At 41.9% G+C, this 23,687-nt stretch carries 24 protein-coding genes; 6 read left to right on the top strand and 18 right to left on the bottom strand.

Features of this window, described 5'->3' with window-relative positions:
* Positions 1-294 precede the first annotated feature (294 nt).
* The 3 genes from prfB to hpf form a co-directional block, all read right to left on the bottom strand.
* Positions 295-1,396, bottom strand: a protein-coding gene (gene prfB, locus DP120_RS07900; RefSeq protein WP_112223280.1) for a peptide chain release factor 2 whose coding sequence is annotated in 2 segments (ribosomal slippage) — positions 295-1,323 and positions 1,325-1,396 — 1,101 coding nt in all. Because the reading frame shifts where the segments join, the coding sequence is not laid out codon by codon here.
* 161 nt (positions 1,397-1,557) lie between these two features.
* Positions 1,558-4,074, bottom strand: coding sequence for a preprotein translocase subunit SecA (gene secA / locus DP120_RS07905; RefSeq protein WP_112223092.1), 2,517 nt, complete (start codon positions 4,072-4,074; stop codon positions 1,558-1,560).
* Positions 4,075-4,423: 349 nt separating this feature from the next.
* Positions 4,424-4,990 carry a ribosome hibernation-promoting factor, HPF/YfiA family gene (hpf, locus tag DP120_RS07910; protein ID WP_112223093.1) on the bottom strand — a complete coding sequence of 189 codons (567 nt, stop codon included), beginning with the start codon at positions 4,988-4,990 and terminating at the stop codon, positions 4,424-4,426.
* A 129-nt stretch (positions 4,991-5,119) separates the two neighbouring features.
* Between hpf and DP120_RS07915 the strand changes: the two genes are divergently transcribed.
* Positions 5,120-5,827 (top strand): SDR family NAD(P)-dependent oxidoreductase, encoded by a 708-nt coding sequence (locus tag DP120_RS07915; RefSeq protein WP_112223094.1) that lies wholly within the window; start codon positions 5,120-5,122, stop codon positions 5,825-5,827.
* A gap of 41 nt (positions 5,828-5,868) precedes the next feature.
* Here DP120_RS07915 and DP120_RS18685 read toward each other — a convergent pair whose 3' ends face one another.
* From DP120_RS18685 to DP120_RS07945, 6 genes are all read right to left on the bottom strand, one after another.
* Complete coding sequence (locus DP120_RS18685) at positions 5,869-6,525, bottom strand: ComF family protein (RefSeq protein ID WP_240611984.1); 657 nt, start codon at positions 6,523-6,525, stop codon at positions 5,869-5,871.
* On the bottom strand, positions 6,522-7,850 hold the full coding sequence (locus tag DP120_RS07925) for an ATP-dependent helicase ComFA (protein ID WP_112223095.1): 1,329 nt from the start codon (positions 7,848-7,850) through the stop codon (positions 6,522-6,524). The genes DP120_RS18685 and DP120_RS07925 overlap by 4 nt, the downstream gene beginning before the upstream one ends.
* A 65-nt stretch (positions 7,851-7,915) precedes the next feature.
* On the bottom strand, positions 7,916-8,752 hold the full coding sequence (locus DP120_RS07930) for a DegV family protein (protein ID WP_112223282.1): 837 nt from the start codon (positions 8,750-8,752) through the stop codon (positions 7,916-7,918).
* 90 nt (positions 8,753-8,842) lie between these two features.
* Positions 8,843-9,400, bottom strand: coding sequence for a DUF4440 domain-containing protein (locus tag DP120_RS07935; RefSeq protein WP_112223096.1), 558 nt, complete (start codon positions 9,398-9,400; stop codon positions 8,843-8,845).
* 142 nt (positions 9,401-9,542) lie between these two features.
* A complete protein-coding gene (locus tag DP120_RS07940; RefSeq protein ID WP_112223097.1) occupies positions 9,543-10,217 on the bottom strand; it encodes a response regulator in 675 nt (224 codons plus the stop codon).
* Between the two features lie 26 nt (positions 10,218-10,243).
* The gene (locus tag DP120_RS07945) at positions 10,244-11,389 is read right to left on the bottom strand and encodes a sensor histidine kinase (protein ID WP_112223098.1); all 1,146 of its coding nucleotides are present in this window, start codon (positions 11,387-11,389) and stop codon (positions 10,244-10,246) included.
* A 155-nt stretch (positions 11,390-11,544) separates the two neighbouring features.
* Between DP120_RS07945 and DP120_RS07950 the strand changes: the two genes are divergently transcribed.
* Both DP120_RS07950 and DP120_RS07955 read left to right on the top strand, forming a co-directional pair.
* Entirely contained in the window at positions 11,545-12,180 is a 636-nt protein-coding gene (locus DP120_RS07950) for a YigZ family protein (RefSeq protein ID WP_112223099.1), read from the top strand.
* A 163-nt stretch (positions 12,181-12,343) separates the two neighbouring features.
* Positions 12,344-13,381, top strand: a complete 1,038-nt coding sequence (locus DP120_RS07955; RefSeq protein ID WP_112223100.1) for an LCP family protein — start codon at positions 12,344-12,346, stop codon at positions 13,379-13,381.
* A 100-nt stretch (positions 13,382-13,481) separates the two neighbouring features.
* Here DP120_RS07955 and DP120_RS07960 read toward each other — a convergent pair whose 3' ends face one another.
* Both DP120_RS07960 and DP120_RS07965 read right to left on the bottom strand, forming a co-directional pair.
* Positions 13,482-14,558, bottom strand: a complete 1,077-nt coding sequence (locus DP120_RS07960) for a glycosyltransferase family 4 protein (protein WP_112223101.1) — start codon at positions 14,556-14,558, stop codon at positions 13,482-13,484.
* Positions 14,559-14,686: 128 nt separating this feature from the next.
* On the bottom strand, positions 14,687-15,652 hold the full coding sequence (locus DP120_RS07965) for an NAD-dependent epimerase/dehydratase family protein (protein WP_112223102.1): 966 nt from the start codon (positions 15,650-15,652) through the stop codon (positions 14,687-14,689).
* 106 nt (positions 15,653-15,758) lie between these two features.
* Here DP120_RS07965 and DP120_RS07970 point away from each other — a divergent pair, with 106 nt between their 5' ends.
* Entirely contained in the window at positions 15,759-16,067 is a 309-nt protein-coding gene (locus DP120_RS07970; protein ID WP_112223103.1) for a hypothetical protein, read from the top strand.
* A 108-nt stretch (positions 16,068-16,175) separates the two neighbouring features.
* On the opposite strand, the gene DP120_RS07975 is transcribed toward DP120_RS07970, so the two are convergent.
* Both DP120_RS07975 and DP120_RS07980 read right to left on the bottom strand, forming a co-directional pair.
* Positions 16,176-17,207, bottom strand: a complete 1,032-nt coding sequence (locus DP120_RS07975; protein ID WP_112223104.1) for a general stress protein — start codon at positions 17,205-17,207, stop codon at positions 16,176-16,178.
* 154 nt (positions 17,208-17,361) lie between these two features.
* A complete protein-coding gene (locus tag DP120_RS07980) occupies positions 17,362-18,075 on the bottom strand; it encodes a YflT domain-containing protein (protein WP_240611985.1) in 714 nt (237 codons plus the stop codon).
* Between the two features lie 232 nt (positions 18,076-18,307).
* On the opposite strand from DP120_RS07980, the gene DP120_RS07985 reads away from it, so the two are divergent.
* A complete protein-coding gene (locus DP120_RS07985; RefSeq protein ID WP_240611986.1) occupies positions 18,308-19,657 on the top strand; it encodes a tetratricopeptide repeat protein in 1,350 nt (449 codons plus the stop codon).
* Positions 19,654-19,869 carry a hypothetical protein gene (locus tag DP120_RS07990; protein ID WP_112223106.1) on the top strand — a complete coding sequence of 72 codons (216 nt, stop codon included), beginning with the start codon at positions 19,654-19,656 and terminating at the stop codon, positions 19,867-19,869. The genes DP120_RS07985 and DP120_RS07990 overlap by 4 nt, the downstream gene beginning before the upstream one ends.
* Positions 19,870-19,922: 53 nt before the next feature.
* Here the strand turns inward: DP120_RS07990 and DP120_RS07995 are convergent, their stop codons facing one another.
* The 5 genes from DP120_RS07995 to DP120_RS08015 all read right to left on the bottom strand — a co-directional run bounded on the left by DP120_RS07995 (position 19,923) and on the right by DP120_RS08015 (position 23,400).
* The gene (locus tag DP120_RS07995; RefSeq protein ID WP_112223107.1) at positions 19,923-20,657 is read right to left on the bottom strand and encodes a gamma-glutamyl-gamma-aminobutyrate hydrolase family protein; all 735 of its coding nucleotides are present in this window, start codon (positions 20,655-20,657) and stop codon (positions 19,923-19,925) included.
* Between the two features lie 168 nt (positions 20,658-20,825).
* Complete coding sequence (locus DP120_RS08000) at positions 20,826-21,143, bottom strand: MGMT family protein (protein WP_112223108.1); 318 nt, start codon at positions 21,141-21,143, stop codon at positions 20,826-20,828.
* A gap of 35 nt (positions 21,144-21,178) precedes the next feature.
* Positions 21,179-21,646 (bottom strand): hypothetical protein, encoded by a 468-nt coding sequence (locus tag DP120_RS08005; protein WP_112223109.1) that lies wholly within the window; start codon positions 21,644-21,646, stop codon positions 21,179-21,181.
* Positions 21,647-21,704: 58 nt separating this feature from the next.
* A complete protein-coding gene (locus DP120_RS08010; RefSeq protein WP_112223110.1) occupies positions 21,705-22,709 on the bottom strand; it encodes a GNAT family N-acetyltransferase in 1,005 nt (334 codons plus the stop codon).
* Between the two features lie 25 nt (positions 22,710-22,734).
* Positions 22,735-23,400, bottom strand: a complete 666-nt coding sequence (locus DP120_RS08015; protein ID WP_112223111.1) for a YveK family protein — start codon at positions 23,398-23,400, stop codon at positions 22,735-22,737.
* Positions 23,401-23,687: the final 287 nt, after the last annotated feature.

Here is a 23,687-nt window from a genome sequence, read left to right on the forward strand (position 1 = left end):
GCTCTTCGGGTCATAAGCCAGCCCAACTGCGCGGCCAAGGCCACTTCGTTGGTCTGTCTAAACCCGTATTGCTCCTGCATCGCTGCGCTAGCTTCGTCGCAAAGAGATGTCTCAAATTACATTTGATCCATCTCTTGCCTGTCAGAGCTAAACGGGCGTTGTCACTTTTCTCTGTCCAGACTCCAACGGCCAACTCCTCGAGTCGTAAGTCTCTCTGACTAGGCGGCTGAAAACACGCCGCTACGCCAGAGCGCCTTACGCTTGTCGGAGCTGAACGGCCGTTTCCGCTTTTCTTTATTGCATCTTCGACCGCAGCAACGAGTTGATGAAGCCATCGATGTCTCCATCCATGACCGCCTGCAGATTCCCTGTTTCAAAATTCGTGCGGTGATCTTTTACCATCGAATATGGGTGGAACACATAAGAGCGGATCTGGCTTCCCCAGCCGATTTCTTTTTGTTCCCCACGAATTTCAAGAAGCTGTGCTTCCTGTTCTTCGATTTTCAACGCATACAGTTTTGCTTTCAGCATCTGCATCGCTTTCTCACGGTTTTTGATCTGTGAACGTTCCTGTTGGCATGTTACCACTGCACCCGTTGGAAGGTGAGTGATGCGGACAGCTGAATCAGTCGTGTTAATATGCTGGCCGCCGGCGCCGCTTGCCCGGTACGTATCGATTTTCAAGTCTTCTGTACGGATATCAATTTCGATTTCTCCAGTGAATTCCGGCATGACTTCACATGATACAAATGAAGTATGACGTCTTCCTGAAGAGTCAAAAGGTGAAATGCGGACAAGGCGATGAACCCCTTTTTCCGCTTTCAGGTAACCATATGCGTTATGGCCCTTTATTCCGAGTGTAACGGATTTGACCCCAGCTTCTTCACCTGCCAGATAGTCGAGTGTTTCAACTTTGAAGCCGCGTTTTTCAGCCCAGCGCGTATACATCCGGAGAAGCATTGAACACCAATCCTGGGATTCGGTTCCGCCTGCTCCCGGATGCAATTCCAAAATCGCATTGTTTTTATCATAAGGTTCACTTAAAAGCATCTGTAATTCATAATCACTGAGTTTGGTTTTAAACTCTTTTAGTTCTTCACTGAGGTCTTCATGTAATTCTTCATCCATTTCTTCGCGCAACAATTCGAGGGTCATCTCCATGTTTTCCTGAGATTCCACAAAGTCGTGATAGGTATTGACGATTTCCTTTAAACCGTTCAATTCTGAAATTACGACTTGCGCTGCTTCCTGGTTGTTCCAAAAATCGGGATCGATCATCATTTCATCCAATTCCTGAATTCTGGCCTCTTTGTTTTCTAAGTCAAAGAGACCCCCTGAAATCCGCTAGCTTTGCGGAAGATTTGTCGAGCTCATTTCGAATATCTGCTAATTCCATCATTATATATTTCCTCCTCGTAAGAAAAGCGCAAGCGCCTTGTTGCTGCTGGAGTCTGGGCAGTACGTCGCCCCTCCAGAGCCGTTTTCTATATTAAAATTTCATATTTTTCCCGTAAATAACACCGAAGAGCATAGAGCTCTTCGGCAATTAGGTATTCCTTATGCAGTTGCACCGTGGCAATTTTTGAATTTCTTGCCGCTGCCGCATGGGCAAGGTTCATTTCGTCCGATTGCAGAATCGTTGCGGATCGGTTCTTTTTTCTTCTTGGCTGCTTCGCCGCCTTCTTTCGGATTGACCGCCTGTCCTTTAGCAACTTCTTCACGTTGCAGATTATTGCGGATTTCCGCTTTCATTGCATATTTAGCGACATCGTCCTCAATGGCTTCAACCATCGCCTCGAACATCGCAAATCCTTCATGCTGGTATTCACGAAGTGGATCGTTCTGTCCGTAAGCACGCAAATGAATACCTTGGCGCAATTGATCCATCGCATCGATATGATCGATCCATTTCGTATCAATTGAACGGAGCAGCACAACTTTCTCGAATTCACGCATACGCTCCGGAGTCATTTCCACTTCTTTCTCATCATAGTGTTTATCAACTTCAGCTTTGATGAAATCGATAATTTCTTCCTGCGTTTTATTCTGCAGATCCGATTCAGTCACTGCATCTTCAGGCAAGAGGTTTGCTGAAAGCACATCAGCAAGTGTTTTCAAATGCCAGTTTTCCGGTTTTTCATCAGTCGTATGCGAATAAACAACACGGCTGACTGTGTTATCAATCATATTTTCAACCAACGCCCGCATATTATCGGTTTCAAGGACTTCCATACGTTCTTTGTAGATGATTTCGCGTTGCTGGCGAAGAACATCATCATATTGAAGCAAACGTTTACGGGCATCAAAGTTGTTCCCTTCAACACGTTTTTGCGCTGATTCGACTGAACGGGTGACCATTTTTGATTGCAATGGCTGTGAATCGTCCATGCCAAGTTTGCCCATCATATTGCGCATTGCGTCAGACCCGAAGCGGCGCATCAAATCATCTTCCAAAGAAAGATAAAATTGTGTTACACCCGGATCTCCTTGACGGCCGGAACGGCCTCGCAGCTGGTTATCGATACGGCGGGATTCATGGCGCTCAGTACCGAGAACGGCCAAACCGCCCGCTTCAATGACACCTTCACCAAGTTTGATATCCGTACCACGACCGGCCATGTTCGTCGCGATGGTAACCGCGCCTTTTTGGCCTGCATTCAAAATGATCTCGGCTTCGTGCGCATGGTTTTTCGCGTTCAGCACAGAATGCCGGATGCCTTTTTTCGTCAAATAATTGGAGATGATTTCTGAAGTTTCAATGGCGACCGTACCGACAAGAACCGGCTGTCCTTTTTGATGCCGTTCAGCTATATCCTCGCCTACCGCCTTATATTTCCCTTCAGTGGTCGCGTAGATTAAATCGACCCGGTCATCCCGGATAATCGGTTTATTTGTCGGAATTGCAATGACGTTCATATTGTAGATGTTTCGGAATTCCTCTTCTTCGGTTTTCGCTGTCCCTGTCATGCCCGACAATTTATCGTACATACGGAAGAAGTTCTGGAAAGTGATAGTTGCCATTGTCATTGATTCGTTTTGAACTTCCAGGCCTTCTTTAGCTTCAATTGCCTGGTGAAGGCCATCAGAATAACGGCGGCCTTTCATCAAACGTCCGGTAAATTGGTCAACGATTACTACTTCGCCGTCCTGCACCACGTAATCGACATCATTATGCATCGTTACGTGTGCTTTCAAGGATTGGTTGATGGCATGGTTCAAACGCACGTGGTTGATATCGAAAAGATTCTCGATGCCAAATGCCTTTTCAACTTTTTCAATCCCTTCTTCAGTCAAAACAACGCCTTTTGTCGTTTCATCGTATGTGTAATCCGTATCCTTGCGCAGCATGCGGATAAACGCGTTGGCCTGCATATAAAGCTGGGCTGATTTAGCAGCCTGCCCTGAGATGATCAACGGTGTACGTGCTTCATCAATCAAAATGGAATCCACTTCATCGATTACGGCAAAGTTTAATGGACGCTGAACCATATCTTCTTTATAAAGAACCATGTTGTCGCGCAGATAATCAAAACCAAGTTCGTTGTTCGTGCTGTATGTGATGTCAGCCAGATATGCCTGATGTTTTTCTTCTTTTGTCAGGTTGTTTGTGTTTAAACCCACAGTTAAGCCGAGCCATGTATACAGTTTACCCATTTCTTCAGCATCACGGCTGGCTAAATATTCGTTGACTGTGACAACATGTGCACCTTTTTTGCTGAGTGCGTTCAAATAGATTGCCATTGTAGAAGTAAGGGTTTTACCTTCACCTGTTTTCATCTCGGCGATATTGCCTTCGTGCAAAGCAGCTGCACCCATAAGCTGAACGCGGAAAGGATATAATCCAAGCACACGTTTTGAAGCTTCTCTTACCGTCGCGAATGCTTCAGGCAATAAATCATCAAGTGATTCACCTTTGGCGTGGCGGTTGATAAATTCCTCTGTTTTTGCTTTTAAAGCATCATCGGAAAGAGCTGCAAAATCGGACGCCAGGACCTCCACAGTATCAGCAATTTTTTCCAGTCTTTTTAAATCCCTTTTGTTCGGGTCAAATACTTTATTTAATACTCCTAACATTTATACCGCTCCTTGCGCAGTGTCCAGTCCTTCTATCCGACCAGATCGCTATTGCTGTTATTTATGTGTCAGTTGGATCGCAATCTTTAAGAATCATTAAGAATCATTAATAGTCCGGAATATCGATTGATTTCCGAAAAATCTCACTCCTCATTTTAACACTGCATAGAAAAGCGTGCAAACAAAGAAGAGCAGGATGAAAAAGAGTATATCTCCACACGGAACCTGGAAAATGGTTAGCCACAGCAGAGCATTTCTTTCAGTTAGCAGAAAAAAGCTGGACAGAATCTGAATTCTGTCCAGCCATGTTATTTTTTAAAAAGTCTTTTTTAAAAATTTCTGTTACAAATCAGGAAGAACTTGTTTCGATCAAGCCATAGCTTCCGTCTTTACGTTTATAAACAATGTTTGTGTCATTAGTTTCCGCATCAGTGAATACGAAGAAATTGTGCCCAAGCATATTCATCTGCAATACCGCTTCTTCTTCGTCCATCGGCTTCAAATCAAATTGTTTTGTGCGCACGATTGTGAAATCTTCCTCAGTATCATCTTCAACATCGCCGTTCACCTCATTCTCATAATTGGCGAATGCCTGCCCCATTGGTTCACGGTCACGGAACTTGCGGTTTACTTTCGTTTTATATTTACGGATTTGACGTTCGAGCTTGCCAACGATCAAATCCACTGCTGCATACAATTCATCATGCCGCTCTTCAGCACGCAAAGTCAGGTTTTTCATCGGTATAGTTATCTCAACTTTAGATTGGCTGTTATTGATCGCCTTCAGGTACACCATTGCATGAGCATTGGTTCCCTCAGGGAAATAACGTTCGATTTTTTCAACTTTCTTTTCAATGTGGTCTCTGATTGCTGGAGTTACTTCAATGTTGTCACCTTTAATATTAAATTGCAGCATGTTAACTCCTCCTTCTTAATCTCTTACACTGTTACATTTCTATATGTTCCCTGCTGAATCCTTCTTAAAACGTAAATAGTTTCAGCATTATGAATTACAGGTAAACTATATGGCAAGGAGGTGAAGGCGATGTTTACAAACAAAGTTGTCGTCGTTACAGGAGCCGCACAAGGAATCGGCAAAAGCATTGCCGGCCATTTCGTTCAGAAAGAAGCGAAAGTGATCGGCCTGGATATAGAAGAAGTTGAAATTGAAGGCGTTGCATTTATGCGATGTGATGTTGGAAACTTCGAACAAGTGACCAATACGATGAAACAGATCCATGAAAAATATGGAGCGATTCACGTGCTGATCAATAATGCAGGCGTTTCAGAGTTTAAATCGATTTGGGAAGTTGAAGAAGATGACTGGAACCGGATTTTGGATACCAATCTCAAATCAGTATTCATATGCAGCCGCGAAGCTGCAAGGTATATGTCCAGTGATCTTCGTTCCATCGTAAATATGGCCTCAACAAGGGCTTTTATGTCTGAACCCCATACGGAATTGTATTCAGCATCAAAAGGCGGGATTTACGGATTGACCCATTCACTTGCAGCTTCCCTGAGTGAAAATGGTATTAGGGTGAACTCCATCGCTCCGGGCTGGATTCATACTGGAGCGAATGAAGAATTGAGAGATATTGACCATCAGCAGCATTGGAGCGGACGAGTCGGTGACGTTTCTGATATTGCGCGGGCGTGCCTTTTTTTATGCAATCCAGAAAACTCCTTTATCACTGCTGAATGCTTAACGATTGACGGCGGGATGACAAGAAAGATGATTTATGAACATTAGGGAGAACGGGCGGAATCTGCCCGTTTTTTTCTTTTTTGATATCATGCCCTTATTAATGCCACGAACGCAACCGTTTCCGCGCCTGCCTCTTTTAAGATTTTTGCAGCGAGACGCAGTGTTGTACCGGTCGTATACATATCATCCACAAGCACGATATTTTTAGGAACAGAATTGCCGTTCAATGTAAACAATCCCCGGGTACTAATGCGTTCTCCTTTGTTTTTCTCTCCCTGGACCTCTTCATTCTTCTGTAGAAGATGGACATAATCGGCTCCGCCAGCTTCCAGTATGCTGTCCACTTGGGCAAAAGTCCGTTCCCTCAATTTTACCGGGTTCATCGGAATAGGGACGGCTGCGGCCTTTGTTTTTCTTACCGCTTTTACCAGTTCCTCTGCAAATACTTCAGCCAGCACCACATCCTGGAGGAATTTGAATTGATGAAAATAGTCCTTCATAGCGTCGTTATAAACATATAGGCATTGCCCATAGTCAATGGTTCCCCGAAATTCTGTTGTTTCCCAGTGAGTACATTCTTCGCAGATTCCCGGACCGGAAGCACTGCAAATTTTACAGCCTTGTATGAGTTTTTCGAATGTTGCACTGCAATTTAGACAAACCGTTTCTTCCCGGTCCATGAAAAACAAATCCCGCCAGGAAGGTTTCAAATCCAAAACACCTTCGCATAAATAGCAATTCATCGCTGCCCCTCCTGGTTATAAAATTTTATGAGATTGCGGGCATCATCCATCTGCCTGGATATACCGTTATGGAAAAATATCACTTCTCCATTCGGAAATGCACTTGAACGCCCTGCTCTTCCCGCCATCTGGATTAACGCCGCAGCTTCAAAAACTGCTTCGTCTGCACCCACAATCCCCACCTGTACATTGGCAATGGTCACCCCTCTTTCCAATATAGATGAAGTCAAAACACCGGGGATTTCACCTCTCCGCAACTTCATTACTTTTTCTTTTCGGTCTTCATCCTTGGAGTGGACAGCTTCAATTCTACTGTCGATCAATTTGAATAAAGGCTCTGCCTGCCTGATCATTTCAATAGTAGGAAAAAAGAGCATAAAAGGTTCGTTTTTCTCCAGTCTAAGTTTCACCCAGTCTTTCAGCTTTTCCGGAATTTTATTGGTGTTGAATGATTTCCGGTAATTCCATAGGGAACGGTATTCAGGAACAGGCAGCGGATGTCCATGGAAACGGCGGAAGATTTTCGACTGGTTTACTGCTGTTTTCAGCATTTCCTTTGAAGGTGTCGCAGAAACATAAACAATTGGAGCATTTTCTTTCAAGGATTTGGTGACCGCCCTTGCCAGCGCAAGGTCATAGGAATAAGGATAAGCATCTGCTTCGTCAACAATTACCAGGTCAAACGCCTGTTGAAAACGATAAAGCTGATGAGTGGTAGCCACTACCAGCTGGGCAAATCCTTCTTCAAAGATCGCTCCGCCGTATAACGTATGCATGACTGTATCAGGGAAAGCCGCTTTAAGGCGAGGAGACAACTCAAGCACTACATCGGTGCGCGGCGCCGCAATACAGATCCGTTTACCTTCAGATAGTGCTTTATGCAGCGGCGGAAACAATAATTCCGTCTTCCCTGCACCGCAAACGGCATATACTAAATGGGATCTGTTTCTTCGCAGGCTTTCATCCAATTCGTCGGAAGCCTGTTGTTGGAGGTTAGTAAGTTCGCCATTCCATGAAAACGAATGGGAATAAGGGGATAATTCCAGAGGTTCTTTCCAGGTGATAAGATCTGTGCACGAGCTGACTCTGCCCATCCTGATGCAGTGCCGGCAATAATAACAAATCCTTTCGCATTTTGCACAATTATACGGAATAATTTTTTCACTCGAATTCTCGAGGCATCTGGCACATTCCAACTTTTCAGTAATCCCTTTTTGCACAGCAATAAAACCTTGGTTAATTGCTTTTTCAATTGCCTCTTCAGGAAAAGGGGTGAAATCCCTCAGCCAAATTCTGCCGACAAGAAAATCTTGAATCTCTTTCATTGGCCAACTCCTCTGTTTTTGTCTTGCCTATCCATAAATCTAAATAATAAAAAAATCTTGGCCGGTCATTTTTTTACCCAGCCAAGACCCATTGAGCCTTCTCCTAAATGTACACCGATAACCGGCCCAAAATAAGAAATATCAAATTCCACTGAAGGAAACTGCTGCTCCAGTTCCTTTTTCCAATCGGTTGCATCTTCTTCCCGGTTTGCATGAATAATTGTCGCTTTAAATTGATCTCCCGAACGTACATCTTCCTGCAGTAAATAGACCATTCGGTTCATCGCTTTTTTACGTGTACGGATTTTTTCAAACGGCACAATCTTCGTTTCCTTAAAATGCAGCAACGGTTTTATTTGCAGCATACCGCCTACGAGCGCCTGGGCTCCGGATAACCGGCCTCCCCGCTGAAGGTGCTTTAGGTCTTCCACCATGAAATAGCCTTTCATCGTTTCTTTCATTTTTTCCAATTCTTCCAAAATCGCTTTTGCATTACTGCCGCTATTCGCCATTTCTGCAGCTTTAAGTGCATAAAATTCTTGCATGGCACAGGAAATTTCAGAATCGAACGCATACACTTCTGTTTTTTCCGCCAACTCCCCGGCCTGTATGGCCCCAGCAAAAGTTCCGCTGATACCGCTGGAAAGATGGATGGTCACAATTTCATCATAATTCTCGGAAAGCCTTTTAAATAAGTTAATAAACTCGCCAATTGGCGGTTGTGAGGTTTTGGGCATTTCACTTTCTGATTTTCTATAAAATTCATCAACCGTCAATTCCCGTTCTTCTTCAAAAGATTCCAAACCGAAAGTAACTTGCAGCGGAATCATATGTATATTGTATTTTTCACGGACATCTGCCGGTAAATAGGCAGTGCTGTCGGTCACGATTGCTGTTTTCAACATAAATCATCCTCCTCCTACAGTTTACCAAATATCACTCAAATAACTACACATAAAAAAATCTTCCCGTTGATGGCGGGAAGAATTTTATTAATTGCCTATAAAATGAAGGCCGCTGACTTTCCAGTCAGCATCTTCTTTTTTGAAAATCACTACTTGCCTTCCGGATTGCTCAGTATTTGCTCCAGCCTCAGCAGCTGTTACAGACACTTCAATTTCAGCGAAGACCTCTGCGCGGTCAGGAGTATATTTCACTATCGTCTTATTAGATGGATTGTATTCTGTGTCATAGGCAGTAAACGCTTCTTCCAAAGCCAGTTGATCTTCTGCACGGTCAAACCCTTCCGGCTCTTCTGCAATTACAGCCATATAGCGTTCCAGATCTTCCGCATTGAAAGCTGCGATATATTCGTCATACGCTGCAAGAATCGCTTGCTCTTCTTCTTTCGGAACTTCCGCCTCGATCACTTCACCATCACTGTCCATAGTGAAGCCGGCAGATTTATCTTCCATGCCATGGTCCACAGCATTGTTTTCATTTTCAAGATTGCTGTCGTTTACTGAGTTTTCGTTCTCGGCAGTACTACTTTCCTCTGAACAGGCAGACAGCAAAAGCACCATACTTGCGAGCATTATCATTTTTTTCATCGGGCACTCCTCCTGCGCTTCATTTTGACACAGGAACTTGCTTATTTCAATGAAGAAACTGTGTCAATTCCGGCAGATTTCCCTTATTTCTTACTGAAAATATAAAAAAGCGATGGCGCATGGCCATCGCATAGAACTCCGATTATCTTACTTCAACCCAGCCATTTTTAATCGCTGTAACAACTGCTTGGGTACGGTCATTAACCTGCATTTTTTGAAGGATGCTGGAAACGTGGTTTTTAACCGTTTTTTCAGAGATGAACAAAGTTTCCCCGATAATCCGGTTGCTTTGGCCGTCCGTCAATAATTGCAAAACTTCGCTTTCACGTTTCGTCAGCAAATGGTATGGACGACGGATTTCCGTCTGATGGAACGATCCTTTGTTTTCCCGTTCACTTAAACGGCGGAATTCCATTACCAGATTGCGTGTAACTTTCGGATGCAAGTATGATCCACCTTTTGCTACAACTTTGATGGCCTGGATGATTGCTTCTGCATCCATTTCCTTCAGCATATAGCCTAATGCACCGGTCTTCAAAGCGTGTGTTACGTAAGATTCATCATCGTGAATCGACAGCATAATGACTTTTGCCTCTGGATGCTTCTCCATTAACTCCCCTGTAGCTTCTACACCGTTCTTCTGGGGCATGTTAATATCCATCAATACAACATCCGGTTGATTTTCCTCATACAATTTAATGACTTCCGTCCCGTCGCCGCCCTCGGCAACAACTTCGAATGTTTCTTCGAAATCAAGAATCCTTTTTACTCCTTCACGGAATAACTGGTGATCGTCTACAATAATAATTTTCGTCATTATGTTGTCCTCCTCAAATACCGTTCTTATATACCCAATTCATAGGGAATTTGAAACATTAATATTGTTCCTTCCCCGAGACTTGAATTTATGATGAAATCACCTTTGATCAATTCGATTCTCTCTTTCATCCCGATTAACCCGAATGACTGATTTTTCACGATGCTTTGATCAAATCCGGTGCCATTATCACTTACAGTAATGCTAACATGTTCTTTCAGCCATTCCAATTTAACTTCTATAACCGTCGCTTTCCCGTGCCGGATTGCATTCGATATCGCTTCCTGCACTAAACGGAATATGGATGTCTCATAACTTGAAGGCAATCTTCTTTCGGTCCCATTGGATTCAAAAGTTAGAAATGTACCCGGATTGTAATCTCCGGTAGTATCCAGGTACTTCCTCAAAGTCGGGACTAGCCCCAGGTCATCCAGCGCCATTGGGCGGAGATCGTAAATAATTCTCCTGACTTCGGTCAAAGCATGTCGTACCATCTCTTTTAAAGAAGTAATCTCCCGGAATGCCTGCTCGGCCCCTTTTTCACGGTAAGTCCGTTCAATCAGGTCTGACCTCAGCAATACGTTAGCCATCATTTGTGCAGGCCCATCATGAATTTCTCGTGACAGCCGTTTTCTTTCTTCTTCTTGCGCTTCGATGATCCGCAGGCTATAATCGTGATTTAGCTGCGGCTTTTCGATTGCATCTTCAACCTCTTCATAATCGGATGAGAGGTAATTCATGGTGATATTCAATTGATTGACAAGCTTTTCAGCCCGTTCAATAGTCTGTAATAATGTCTGCAGACGCCGTTGAAGCCTATCCCGCTTTTGGCGGTATTTCTTTTCTTCGGATCTATTGGCAGACAATTGCACCTGTAAATTATTAGCATTTTCATAGGATTGGCGAATCTGCTCTTCCGTATAGGAATTGAATGAACCCGATACTTCCGCAAGGCGTCTCCTTGCAGCACGAGTTTTCTCTTCCAATAAGTCACCGGTTTTAATAATTGCAGAAATGTTTAAACGGACATCTTCCAGCTCGTCCTTCATTTCCTCGTAACCCTGGCGACTTTGCTCACTTATAATGAAAATATCTTTTTTTGACTGCTCCATTTTGGCCAGCAGCTCATCGTAAATGGAATCCAACTCTTTTCCATCGATTTTTCTGGACATTTCAAAACCGCCTTAGATAATCTTCGTGCATTATGTCAAATCCTTGCATCTTTATGCCTGCATAGGCTTTAACAAGTATATCACTATATAAGTAAGCTTATATTAAAAATACATTACAAATTGTCTGATTTCATTTTACAACAGGGGGGTTTAAATTGCGAGAATCTTACATGACTGCAGGCAGTTCGGCCAATGCTGAACTGCTTATACAAAAATCGCGTTTTATCGGATATGCCGCAAGAGCCGAAACAGAGCAGCAGGCAATCGATTTTATCAATTCCATTAAAGAGCAGCACCGATCGGCCAATCATAATTGTTCTGCCTATATGCTGGGTGAACATGACTCGATCCAAAAAGCCAACGATGACGGGGAGCCCAGTGGAACAGCTGGCGTCCCAATACTCGAGGTTTTAAAAAAGAAGCACTTGAAAGATACCGTCATCGTAGTTACCCGCTATTTCGGCGGCATTAAACTGGGAAGCGGCGGTTTGATCCGGGCATATGGCAAAGCTGCTTCCGAAGCTCTGGCAGCAGCCGGCATCATTGAAAGGCGATTGCATTCCTTGATGAAAGTGACCATCGATTATACCTGGCTCGGAAAAGTGGAAAACGAAGTCCGGCAGTCTGAGTATCCTTTAAAAACCATTGAATATACCGATGGAGTCGATTTATACATCCATGTCCCTATCTCGTTGGAAGAGCAATTCTCCGCCTGGATGAATGAACTTACCAACGGCCAGGCTTCCTTAATTTGTACTGAAAAGGAATATCTGGAATTTCCTGTAGATTGAGCAATAAGATTTACTTGAAAGCAAAAAAACTGTATAATAAGTTGATTATAATACTGTTGTTTAAAGGTAAAAAATGCTTGCACTGTTATATAGAAGAAAAACGATTGGAACAACCTGAACTCACAAATCGGTTAGCCCATTCCTAATTAGAGGAGCTATAACCATGAACCGTAAAAAATACCGCAAAGCTAAATCGTCCAAAAAAAGGACGATGATCAAAATTTCTCTGACCCTGGCAGTATCCTTATTGCTATGCCTTTCCGCGTACGGAATATATTTGGTTAAAAAAGCCGAAAATGCCGCTAATAATGCTTTTGAAACAGGCGATCGTGAAATGTCGGATTTACGGGATGAAAAAGTCGAGCCGCTCCACGACGATATCTCCATTCTGTTCATCGGTGTGGATGACAGCAGCAAGCGAGACCAGAGTTCCAGCAGCATCAGGTCTGACGCATTGGTGCTTGCGACACTGAACAATGAGGATAAATCCATAAAACTTGTAAGCATCCCGCGTGATACTTACACTTTCATACCTGATGCGGGCAAAGAAGATAAAATTACCCATGCTTATGCGTATAATGGACCCAGCTCTACTATTGAATCAGTCGAGAACCTCCTGGAGATACCCGTTGACTATTATGTAAGAATGGATTTCGAAGCATTCATCGATGTAGTCGATGCCCTAGACGGTATCCGGGTTGATGTTCCTTATGACCTCGAAGAGCAGGATGAATTCGATAATGCAGGCGCTATAAGCCTGGAAGAAGGAATCCAGACAGTCGACGGCAGTGAAGCACTAGCACTGGCACGGACTCGCCATTACGACAATGACATCGAGCGTGGCAAACGCCAGCAGATGATTTTGCAGGCTATTATGGATAAGGCTTTATCAGCCGGTTCATTCACAAAATACGCTGATGTAATTGATGCAGTCGGCGATAACATGAAAACGAATCTTTCTTTTAAAGATATGCAGGCATTCTTCGAATACGCTAAAGACGGCAAACCTGAAGTTGAAACGATTTCTTTAATTGGATATGATGACATGTCGACCGGCATCTATTACTGGCAGCTTGATGAAGAATCATTAATGGAAGTCCAGGATATCCTTCAAAGCCATTTAGGTCTGAAGCCTGACACATCTTCTTTTTCAGATAACAGTTCGAGCGAATATGGAAATGAAGCCTATAATAATGAATAACCAAAAGAGACGTTCCTTCCCGGAACGTCTCTTTTTCAGTATGCAGCTATACAATAAACAAAAAAACTGACCACAAATCCTGTGATTTGTGGTCAGTTTTTTATTTACCTATCATTTTTACCAGATTGATCAATGGACGATAATTCTTGCCTGCCAGTCCAACCACTTCTACAAACAATTCAATTGCAAGAAGCATGACCCCCAATAGGAGAATTCCTCCCCACAGTGTTGCCTGCGAGAACAATAGGGCTGCCAAGCCGAACAAAGCAGCTATGCCGTAAATGATCAACACTGTCTGGCTATGCGAGAATCCGATATTTAACAAACAATGGTGCAAATGCGATTTATCTGCAGCAGAAATCGGCTGTTTTTCCCGCACCCTTCTGACAATTGCGAAGAATGTATCAGAAATGGGAACGCCCAGCATAATGACAGGGATAATCAGCGCCACCATCGTAACATTCTTAAAGCCCATCAAGGCAAGGACGGAAATCATGAATCCGAGGAATAAAGCCCCGGTATCGCCCATAAATATTTTTGCCGGATGGAAATTATAAAACAGGAAGCCGATGGAACTGGCTGCCAAAATAGCGGCTGTAGACATTACGAAAATATCTCCCATGATAAATGCCATGACGGCCAATGTGACCAGCGCTATTGATGAAACACCGGCAGCCAGACCATCCAGGCCATCAATCAAGTTGATGGCATTTGTGATTGCGATAATCCAGATAATAGTCAACGGTATACTGAAATAACCAAAATCGATTTCTCCGCCAAAAGGCAGATTGATAAACGAAATTTCAAGCCCGCCGCCTACGACGACAATCGACGCGGCCAATAATTGCCCCAGCATTTTCGCCTTTGCCGTAATTTCAAGCATATCATCAAAAACACCAGTGATGATGATTATAAATGCGCCAATGATGATGGCGGTTGTAATCGGTATAAACGCAGGTTCAACTGCATTGGATATAGGATCCACAGGTCTTAATATAAAATATCCGATTAAAAACGATCCGAAAATGGCTAATCCACCTAAACGCGGCATTATGCGTGCATGGACTTTCCGGTAATTTGGACGGTCCACTGCTCCAACCCTGAAGGCAAGGCGCTTAACCAGCGGGGTCAGCACAATAGAAGCAATAAATGCCACAACCAAAACGAGGTATAACATACCTTTCCTCCTTAATAATTCATATACACATAGAAATTCAATGCTATTATAGCACAGATTCTAACATGATACATATAAATTCCTAGTTATTCCAATTAGACGTTCCCATTTGAAAATAGTTCCGTTATTTAACGATCATTTTCTACAGCAATTCTAATTTTGTTTTTCAGCTCTGCATCAATAGCAATAGTTAAATCGCTGCTGCTGGAACCTTTTTTCCATTCGCGTACGGCTTCTGCCGTTTCTGCCAGCCCTCTCGGTTTCCAGCTCATTTCTTTGGCGTTGGTGTTATCTGCCAGGATGAAACCTTCCGGGTGCTCCTTCGTTACAGGAATCCAAAGTCGAAACCCAAAAGGCTTTATTCCTGTGTCCAGCAGAATTTGATCACTCACCCATAGCGGGACCAAATCAGGCGAGGCCAGATTTTTCACAAGCTCTTCCATAGTAACCGGATTTGCAGCAAGATTAAATGTGCCGTTAGTTCTATTTTCGATATTGCTGATGGTGAATGCGGCAAGGTCTCGAGCATCTATCCATTGAACTTTTCTGGAACGGCTGCCCGGGATCAAAACTTCCCCTCCTTCATTCAACTTCAATGCCCAATAAGTAAAACGGTCTGTCGGGTCGTGGGGGCCGGCAACAATTCCGGGACGGATTATCAATGAATTGTCCGGAAATCGATCCTCCACAAGTTTTTCACATGTTACTTTAAGCGGACCGTATGTCTCACCCGTCACTTCCTCCCCTTCAATCCCCATATGTATGGAGCTGTTTTCTTTCACAGGGCCTTTGCTAAAATCGTCATAAACGGATATCGTCGAGATAAATGTATAATGGTCCGTAGAAATATATTTCAGTACTGGCAGTAAATCAGACGGTGTATAAGCAGAAGTATCGATCACTGCATCCCACTTTTCTTTTTCAAGTTTGTCAGCAGCCTTCCTTCTGTCACCGGTAATACGCGGTACTTCCGAAAAAAGATCAGGGTTACTCTTCCCTCTATTAAACAGGGTGACTGCATGTTCCTTTTTTAGCGCTTCCTCAACAATATGACGCCCTACAAATGAAGTTCCGCCAATGACAAGAATTTTCATAACTCATCCTCCAAATTAATAATTAATATAGTAGCTATTCAGCTCAAACCTGTTATAATACAATTCAGTTAGAATATTATAAAAAATATAGGGGTGCAAAAACAGCATGAATGGCAATCTGCAATTTTATTCAAGGTTAACGGATTGGACCGGTTGGGATGAAGCAGCAGTTTTAAAAATGCAGCATGAAAAACGTGCCGAACTTGCCAAATCCATCACTTGTGCAGGATTACTTGTCGACCTATCCATGGACCAGCATGCCGAAGTAAGAGAAAGTGTTGCCAGAAATTCTTTTACACCACTTACAACTCTGAATCGATTAGCAGAAGAAGATCTTTGCATCAATATACAGAACACAGCTAAAGAAACATTGGAAGCCATATACAATCAGCCCATAACCAAAAACTTTCAGTGAGCGACTGAGAGTTTTTTTATTTACAAAAGAAAGGGTTCCACTCAATTAAATGAGCGGAACCCTTTTTGCATCCTCACTTACTGATTGCAGGACGCTGACCGCAGCTGCTTAAAAAAGTCTTGGTGTAGGTGGTGTTGAAGTTTTCTTTTCCACATCTTCATGGAATGACCGTGTGTCTCTGGAATTCTGTCGGTTATCCACATTATCATTGCCATCAAGCGCATGCTTCGGATCCTTCTGTCCGCTTCCGTTTCTGTCATTATAGTCATCGTTGTCTCTGACTAAGTGCTCTTCTTCGGAATCTCTACCGAATGGCGCTGGCCCTAAATTCGGATCTACACCAGGAGATGGTTCATCCTGTCTGCGGTTTACACCTTCTTCACGATTCAGATCGTCCTCTTGAGCTTCAGTTTCCAATTGCGGTTCATGGTCAAAACTTTTCTCTTTCAGAGAACCTTCATCTTCAGGCTTTGCATCGGTGGTGGGATGGATGTTCGCACCCTCTAATCGGGAATCCTTCGTCTTATTGCCGTATCCCGGGTCTCCGTGCTGATCTTCCCGACGGACTTCGGTAGTGTAGATTTGTTCCGAATCCCGCGCAATCGTTCGGGATGAAAGTCCATCAGCTCTGGTGCCATTATCATCTGCATCTGCCCTGACATCCTCGTCCCTGATTTTTTCATCATTAAATTTGTTTCCGTCCCGTTCAATATCACGTCCGAATGGAGCAAAAGCAGTATTTCTGTTTCTCTCGTCAATTCCACCCGTTCTGGAGCTGTATCCGACTGCAGAATTGTCACGGTCTCTGTTGTAGGAATCCCCGTCTGTATACAATAAGATAGCACCTTTCTTAATATCTTCACTATATCTGTCAATTGAAGACTGATCCAGATCCAAATCTCTCAACTGTGATTGGACGGTATCTTCTCCACTAAAGAAAGATTTGAATTTGCTTGAAAATGATTCCGCTTCTTGTTTATCAACGTTCGACTGGCTTTCATATGAATCGAAAACATCCTTATCTCTCGCCAATACATGAATATCATTTTCACTGTAGCCATGCATTTTTAATTGTTCGATGCGCTGTTCCATCTCTTCCTGGCTGTATACCATTTCGAATTCTCTATTATTCGGTGTCATGTTCAGTTCAGCCTCCTGTTTAATCGTCTTATATAATGTTTACCCGAACCTTCTGAAAAATAAAACCTGCTGCAGGAAGTTAGGGTTTTTCGTCCTGTAAATTTCGCTTCAAAATAAAACCCCTTTCATATTAAATAGGAAAGGGGATGGAACATTAACGGTATTTTTTATCGCTCTTCGTATGCTTCTCAGCTTCGCTAGTACCGCCTCTGGCTTTTTCAACTTCTGGTTTTTCCTGCGTAGTAAATGACACATGGTCCTCATCTTTAATCAATATCGGATCATTGAGAAATGACTCACCGCGTGCAAATCTGTCTTCCTGTTCATCAAAATTATTATCCACGGAATTAATGAATTGATGGCGCTTATTTTCTTCCGGGGTTTCGGTTCCTTGATTATTTTTCAATTCACCCTTTTCAACTGCTTCCAATATTCCTGCACGTTCTTCTTCCGTATAAAGCAAGATACCGCCTTTTGCAATGTCAGCAGTATAGCGTTCTGTTTCCTGGTCATTTAAGCCCAGGGATTTCACGCCCTCACGCACACTGCCTTCTCCGCTGATAAAGCCTTTGAATTTATCCTTGAAAGAATTAACTTCTTCGCCTTCCGCTCCAGTTTTGCTTTCAATCGAATCCAGACGATCGCCATCCTGCGCTACCAAATGTATATCACTTTCTTTATATCCCTGGGCTTTTAAAGCCTCGATTTTCCTCAATAGATCCTCTTCCGAGTAAACTACTGCCAATACATTTTTCTCTCTATCCATAGTCAGTACCTCCAAATAGATATTTGTCGTTTCATATATATTACCCATATGGCCGGAACCGTTAAACTTTTCATAAAAACTGCCGATAATAACATGAGCCATTCCTTACCTGAACTATCTGTAATGATAGGTATTTTTTACCTTTTTATTATATTTTTAATGTACGATAATAAAAAAAGCAGTTTATTTAGAAAATTGATGATAAGATGGTAAAAATAGAGATATAATAAAGTATACTTAAGATGTGGAGGCGGAAATTATCGTACTAAGCAATCTTTCTACTTCTTACTTCTCCAATGCACCGGAGAAACTAGAGAGTAACTCTCCTACATGGATGATTGAAGTTCTGCCCATGCAAACGGAAAGGAGAGAATCAATGGACACTGGAATGCGGCTCAAGTATCACAGAATGAAAAAAAGAATAAGCTTAGAAGATCTTGCTTCTGGGATCCTTCTCCCAAAAGAGCTGAAAAAAATTGAGTCCGGTTTAAAAGAACCCGGCCTTAAAGAACTTGAAGCATTATGTAAGAAATTAGCGATTCCACTGGCACCTAAAGACAATCCAGTTGGCAAGGTGTTAGTAAAAAATTTAAAAACTCTTCTACTGCATCCACAAAATAAAGCAAAGGTTATGGAACAGTATGCAGATATCCATGACCATCCTTTATTGCATAGTGACGAAGAAACTGAATTAGAATATTGCATACAGCAAATTAGATTTTTTATTGTAACCGGAGATTTGGATAGTGCAGAAGAAAAATTAAAAGACATTGAGCGGTTTAAAGAATTTATGAATCAGGAACAGTTCTATCTGTATCATAAATATATTGGGAACTATCATTACATTTTGAATGAATTTAATTTAGCTTTGAAAACATATTTACTAGCCGAAAAAATTTCTCCCACTACATTAACTCCTTCAGAATTTGCAGATTTATATTACTCTATTGGTATCTCATCTACTCAATGTTGGGAAATATCACTGGCTAATAAATATTCAGAAATGGCATTAAGGATATACCAACAAGAGTTTGTTCCCAAACGAATTGTTGAATGTCATTTAAATCTTGCGATTAACGAAAGAAGAATCGGAAACTTTAGGAAGGCTAAAGAGCACTTTAAACACGCTCTTACTATTAGTAATAAATTAGATAATGAACCATTAAAATTTGATACTGAATATAATTATGGACACTTCTATTTCCAATTTCAAAATTTCGAACTAGCTTTGGAGCACTTACAAAAAGCGATGCAGTATAAACCTTATGAATATACATCTGACATCCTTCTAGGCTACTGTCTCATGATAAAGTGCTATATTGAATTAAATAAGTGGGATGACGCAAAAGATATACTTGAAAAGGGACACGCCGCTATTAATGAGAAGAATTTAAGTCTTTCTAGTCCTTCTAATGAGACTTTCAAAGAAATTTACATTGAGTTTATGTGTCTTTCTTACTTTTTGAATAATGAAATCAAGAAATTTGAAGAAGAACTTTTAGAAAATCTTGTTCCTATTCTAGAATCACACAATAAAAATTTTGAACTAGGTTTTTATTTAACCTTATTAGGAAATACTTACATTAAACAAAGCGATTTTTTAAAAGCGACAACTGCTTTTAAAAAATCCAATCAATCTTTTAGAAATTTATTAACTATCAAAGAGGAGTGGAAAGAATCATGAAAAAAGTTGTTACATATTCCTTTACAGCATTTTTAGCTGCATTTCTATTAGTTGGTACTGGAGTGTATTCTTCTCAAGTAACCGATAAAGTCTCTCAGCCTGAGAACATCAAATTCGATGTGGCTGATAAAGTTCCTCAGCCTTGGAGTCTCAAATTCGATGTGGCTGATAAAGTTCCTCAGCCTTGGAGCAACGTGTCCGACAATGCATAACAAAATAAAAAAGCTGCTTAACTGAGCAGCTTTTTTATTTTGCTTTCATTTAATTATTGGTTTTGATATTTATCTACCAGACATCCCTCAACAAATCTATCGAAAATATTGATCGAAGCCTGATCATTCTGCAGCGCAAACTCTTCAGGGTGCCATTGGATGCCAAGTACGAACTGATGGTTAACACTTTCCAACGCTTCGACCAGTCCATCCGCCGCACGGGCAGACACTCTCAATTTGTCAGAGACATCGCGCACTCCCTGGTGATGGAATGAGTTAACATGGAATTTCTTTTCACCCATGATGTCATACAGGCGGCTGTCTTCTTCCAACTCAACTGAATGAGTACGGTGAGTACGCATAGCCAGTTGAAGATGCTGATATAATGTACCTTCATATTCAGCTTCCAAATCCTGATAGTTAGTACCTCCAAGAGATACATTCAGCATTTGCAGTCCGCGGCACATTCCCATGAAGGGTTTATCCAATTTTAAAAATTCGATAATAAGTTCTTTTTCATATTCATCACTGCCTGGATATACAGCTCCAAGGCTTGGATGCGGTTCTTCGCCGTATAGAGTCGGGTTAATATCCCCGCCCCCTGTGACAATCAGGCCATCGAGCCGTTCACATAATAATGGTATATCTTCTTTATCAACAATTGGAACGATCAACGGAAGTCCTCCTGATTGAAGAATTGCCTTTCCGTATACTGGGTCAAGTGTGTATGTCTGGTCTTTTTCTACGCGTGCGGTAATGCCTATCACAGGTTTTTTTCTGTTTGTCATAAATGGGTACCTCTTTCCTGTCAGCAGAGTCACTTCTTGCGAATCATTTTATATGAGAAGTACTTCTAACGAAATATACTCTGCTTTCTATACCCTTGATTACCTTTAGCTAAAACATTTGTCAAAACGGCCAGTTTTCGAATGCTGCAGCAGAATTGCATCGTGTATTTAATCTGCATCTTTTTCGGGATTAAAACGGTAATGATTTAAATCGACTCTCGCTGCTTTTATTTCTACGCCTTCTGCCCGCAGAAGATCTGCCTGGATTTTGCGCTGATTTTCATCCTGAATCGAAATTTCACCTGCTGCATTTATCACACGGTGCCATGGCAGATCGTATTTTGCACTCATACTGTGAAGCAGACGAGCCACTTGTCTCGCGCCTCTTGGACTGCCGGCGTGCGAAGCAATTTGTCCATAGGTCATTACTTTGCCTGAAGGTATATTTTGAATTACTTGTATCGCCTTACTTGTAAAAGCCTCCATAAAGTTTCTTTCCTCTTTAGACTATTTCCATTACTTCAGCTTTCTTTCTGCAGTTCTTTGGCAAGTTCGCCATTCTTATAATCGACAATCACTGTTTTGCTGAATTCATATAAAGGCAGTTTGGCTGTTTGGAGTGATAAACCTCCGCTTGTGTAATGGATATGTTTATAATACCCGATTAATGCATCCACTACATCCTCCAACTCATCTATAGTATTTGAAGGAGGCATTGCAATATTTGGTTTGGTATTCTCTTTGCCAGCCTCGTCAGTGAAAGGCGATTGCGACTCCTTTAAGTCATTAATGGTCTGGTCAAAAAGCAATTGTCTTTCCTCTAAACGGAAATAACGTCTCCAATAGACGAATATCTCCTTGGCAATCCCTAATTTTTTTGCACCGTTTACTGCATTTAAATTTTCCGTTACACATAATTGATGCATGATTTTTTTTAATGACATTTTATATTCCCGTTCCACTACCCCTTTATATTGAAGATACCTCAAATAGATCCCTCCCTGATAATCGTTTCAATCATTTATTCACATTCACATGAACATCGATTTAGACATTGCCGTATCGTTTTATCAGTTCTGTTTCTTCTAATGGGTGAAATGCTTTGTATACTTCCTGATCATGGACCAATCGAGCAATGTAATAAGTAGAGGCAGCTGTTGCATATGACGGTTTCCCGGTTGTTTCCGCCTGTCCGGAAACTCCAATTTGCTTGCCCGCCAAGTGGTATTGAAAATAATTATTTTCAGCTCCCCACACCGCTATTTTTTCTAAAAGCGCTTCTTCTGCTCCCGGAACTTCCGCGCCTTCCGCTTTTCCGCTCAAGTGATTGTATATAATCCCGCCTTTTGTTGTGAGCACATAATATGCTGCCAGAAGCTTATTGCCTTTATAAGCACCAAAGAGCTGAAGGTTCGGCCCAAGAGCACTGACCAGGGATTCAAAATAATCATTAGTGAAAAAGTAATAGCTGTCTTTTTCCTCATTCAGCCTTATGGTGGAATAATACAGAACCAAAAAATCGAACATATGCTTAACAGTCCCCAGTTTCTTTACGGCATATTCAGAAACAGCTTCTCTATCCCCGAAAACATTTTGAGGTGAAAAATCTTGTAATGGAACTGTATAGGTGTTGCAAACAGGAATGAGCTCCAGCTCGTCTTTGAAGAATTCCGCATTGTTCACCAGAGGATGAAAACGGATAAATTCCGCAACAATTTTTTCAGCCTGGCAATAATTCGAGAAGCCAGCAAGAAAATTAGCGGCCAGTCTATAGCCATCCCCATCAACTTTCAGCACAGGGCCTCCGTATCCGAATGGAGTTGTTATATCATAAAAAGAGAACTCTTCTTCATTAATTTGGCGTTTAATGAAGGGATAGGCAACCTCCCCTTCTCCGGTATCATCCACAAAGTAAAAAAGGGTCGCTTCACCTGGATCCAATTTAAGGGCACTATGGAAATATTCACATGAATAATAGATATCCGTGATATTAAAAAGTTCTAAAATTTGCTGCCAGCGGTTTGTTTGGCTGGCAGAGACCAGCTCATACATTTAAGTTCCCCCATTCAAAACTAAATTACTTAAACACTGTCTGGAAACTCGATCTTTTTCTTCTCCGTTCGAGGACACCGGTCCGGATTAGCATATTAAATAATTCTGCTATGAACGCTACCAGGATACCCACGATAGTGCCGAAAATCCCACCGACCAACAAAACGTAAAGTCCATTTTCTTCCAGTACAGGCGGTACCTCTTCTACGGAAGCTTTGGCAATGATTTCAAGGTTATCAACATTCATAAGTTTCCAACCCTCAGAAACTGCCAGGTTTGCCAGTGAATTTGTTATTTCGCCAGCAACTTTCCTGCTCTTATCCTCTACAGTGATATTCAGGACATGAGAGGAAGGTACATTTGAAACTGTCACTTTTTCAAACAACTCCGCCGGTGTCAGTGAAATTCCAGTTTCCTCGATAGCCGCCGACAAAACTTCACTGCTCTTGATCATTGCACTATAAGCCTCTACAACCTGCGGATCAGCCGACTTTTCTATCTGGCCTGCTTCAGGAAGCCCCGCAGTTGGCTGCTCTATGTAAAGTTGGCTTGTAGCTTGGTAATTCGGTGCAAATATAAAAGTGAGCAACGCCCAGATAGTACCTGTGGAAAGAATTGCAACTCCTATGATCAACTTTATATGATTCTTTAGACTCTTCAGCATATTAAAAACCATGACTTTTTCCGCCATAAAATTTCCTCCTTATTAAAAAGAAATAGTTTTATGCTCTTTTATATCTAAAAATTCAGATTATTATAGTACCTTTATATCACATAATCCTAAGTACTTCTACTATTTAATTAATAAAAATGAAATAAACTTATCGAATTATGAGCATAAAGTCTCCTACAATAATTACAAATATTACGTATATTACATTTTTAGGCATTAATACCCTCCTTTTATCGATTAAAAAACACCATGTAAAAAAGCCCTACCCCATAAAGGATAAAGCTTCGCATAATCACTTTAATAAT

It is taken from the genome of Planococcus halotolerans (assembly GCF_003289955.1).
Taxonomy (GTDB): Bacteria; Bacillota; Bacilli; order Bacillales_A; family Planococcaceae; genus Planococcus; species Planococcus halotolerans.

Coding starts and splice junctions, on each gene's coding strand:
- DP120_RS07925 (WP_112223095.1), bottom strand. CDS start 7,850: ATGAAAGAGATTCAAGATTTTCTTGTCGGCAGAATTTGGCTGAGGGAT.
- DP120_RS07935 (WP_112223096.1), bottom strand. CDS start 9,400: ATGAAAAAAATGATAATGCTCGCAAGTATGGTGCTTTTGCTGTCTGCC.
- hpf (WP_112223093.1), bottom strand. CDS start 4,990: ATGCTGCAATTTAATATTAAAGGTGACAACATTGAAGTAACTCCAGCA.
- DP120_RS07980 (WP_240611985.1), bottom strand. CDS start 18,075: ATGGCTCATGTTATTATCGGCAGTTTTTATGAAAAGTTTAACGGTTCC.
- DP120_RS07990 (WP_112223106.1), top strand. CDS start 19,654: ATGAAAAAAGTTGTTACATATTCCTTTACAGCATTTTTAGCTGCATTT.
- DP120_RS07985 (WP_240611986.1), top strand. CDS start 18,308: ATGATTGAAGTTCTGCCCATGCAAACGGAAAGGAGAGAATCAATGGAC.
- secA (WP_112223092.1), bottom strand. CDS start 4,074: ATGTTAGGAGTATTAAATAAAGTATTTGACCCGAACAAAAGGGATTTA.
- DP120_RS07915 (WP_112223094.1), top strand. CDS start 5,120: ATGTTTACAAACAAAGTTGTCGTCGTTACAGGAGCCGCACAAGGAATC.
- DP120_RS07945 (WP_112223098.1), bottom strand. CDS start 11,389: ATGTCCAGAAAAATCGATGGAAAAGAGTTGGATTCCATTTACGATGAG.
- DP120_RS07955 (WP_112223100.1), top strand. CDS start 12,344: ATGAACCGTAAAAAATACCGCAAAGCTAAATCGTCCAAAAAAAGGACG.
- DP120_RS07965 (WP_112223102.1), bottom strand. CDS start 15,652: ATGAAAATTCTTGTCATTGGCGGAACTTCATTTGTAGGGCGTCATATT.
- DP120_RS08015 (WP_112223111.1), bottom strand. CDS start 23,400: ATGGCGGAAAAAGTCATGGTTTTTAATATGCTGAAGAGTCTAAAGAAT.
- DP120_RS07940 (WP_112223097.1), bottom strand. CDS start 10,217: ATGACGAAAATTATTATTGTAGACGATCACCAGTTATTCCGTGAAGGA.
- DP120_RS08000 (WP_112223108.1), bottom strand. CDS start 21,143: ATGGAGGCTTTTACAAGTAAGGCGATACAAGTAATTCAAAATATACCT.
- DP120_RS08010 (WP_112223110.1), bottom strand. CDS start 22,709: ATGTATGAGCTGGTCTCTGCCAGCCAAACAAACCGCTGGCAGCAAATT.
- DP120_RS07960 (WP_112223101.1), bottom strand. CDS start 14,558: ATGTTATACCTCGTTTTGGTTGTGGCATTTATTGCTTCTATTGTGCTG.
- DP120_RS07995 (WP_112223107.1), bottom strand. CDS start 20,657: ATGACAAACAGAAAAAAACCTGTGATAGGCATTACCGCACGCGTAGAA.
- DP120_RS07970 (WP_112223103.1), top strand. CDS start 15,759: ATGAATGGCAATCTGCAATTTTATTCAAGGTTAACGGATTGGACCGGT.
- DP120_RS07975 (WP_112223104.1), bottom strand. CDS start 17,207: ATGACACCGAATAATAGAGAATTCGAAATGGTATACAGCCAGGAAGAG.
- DP120_RS18685 (WP_240611984.1), bottom strand. CDS start 6,525: ATGAATTGCTATTTATGCGAAGGTGTTTTGGATTTGAAACCTTCCTGG.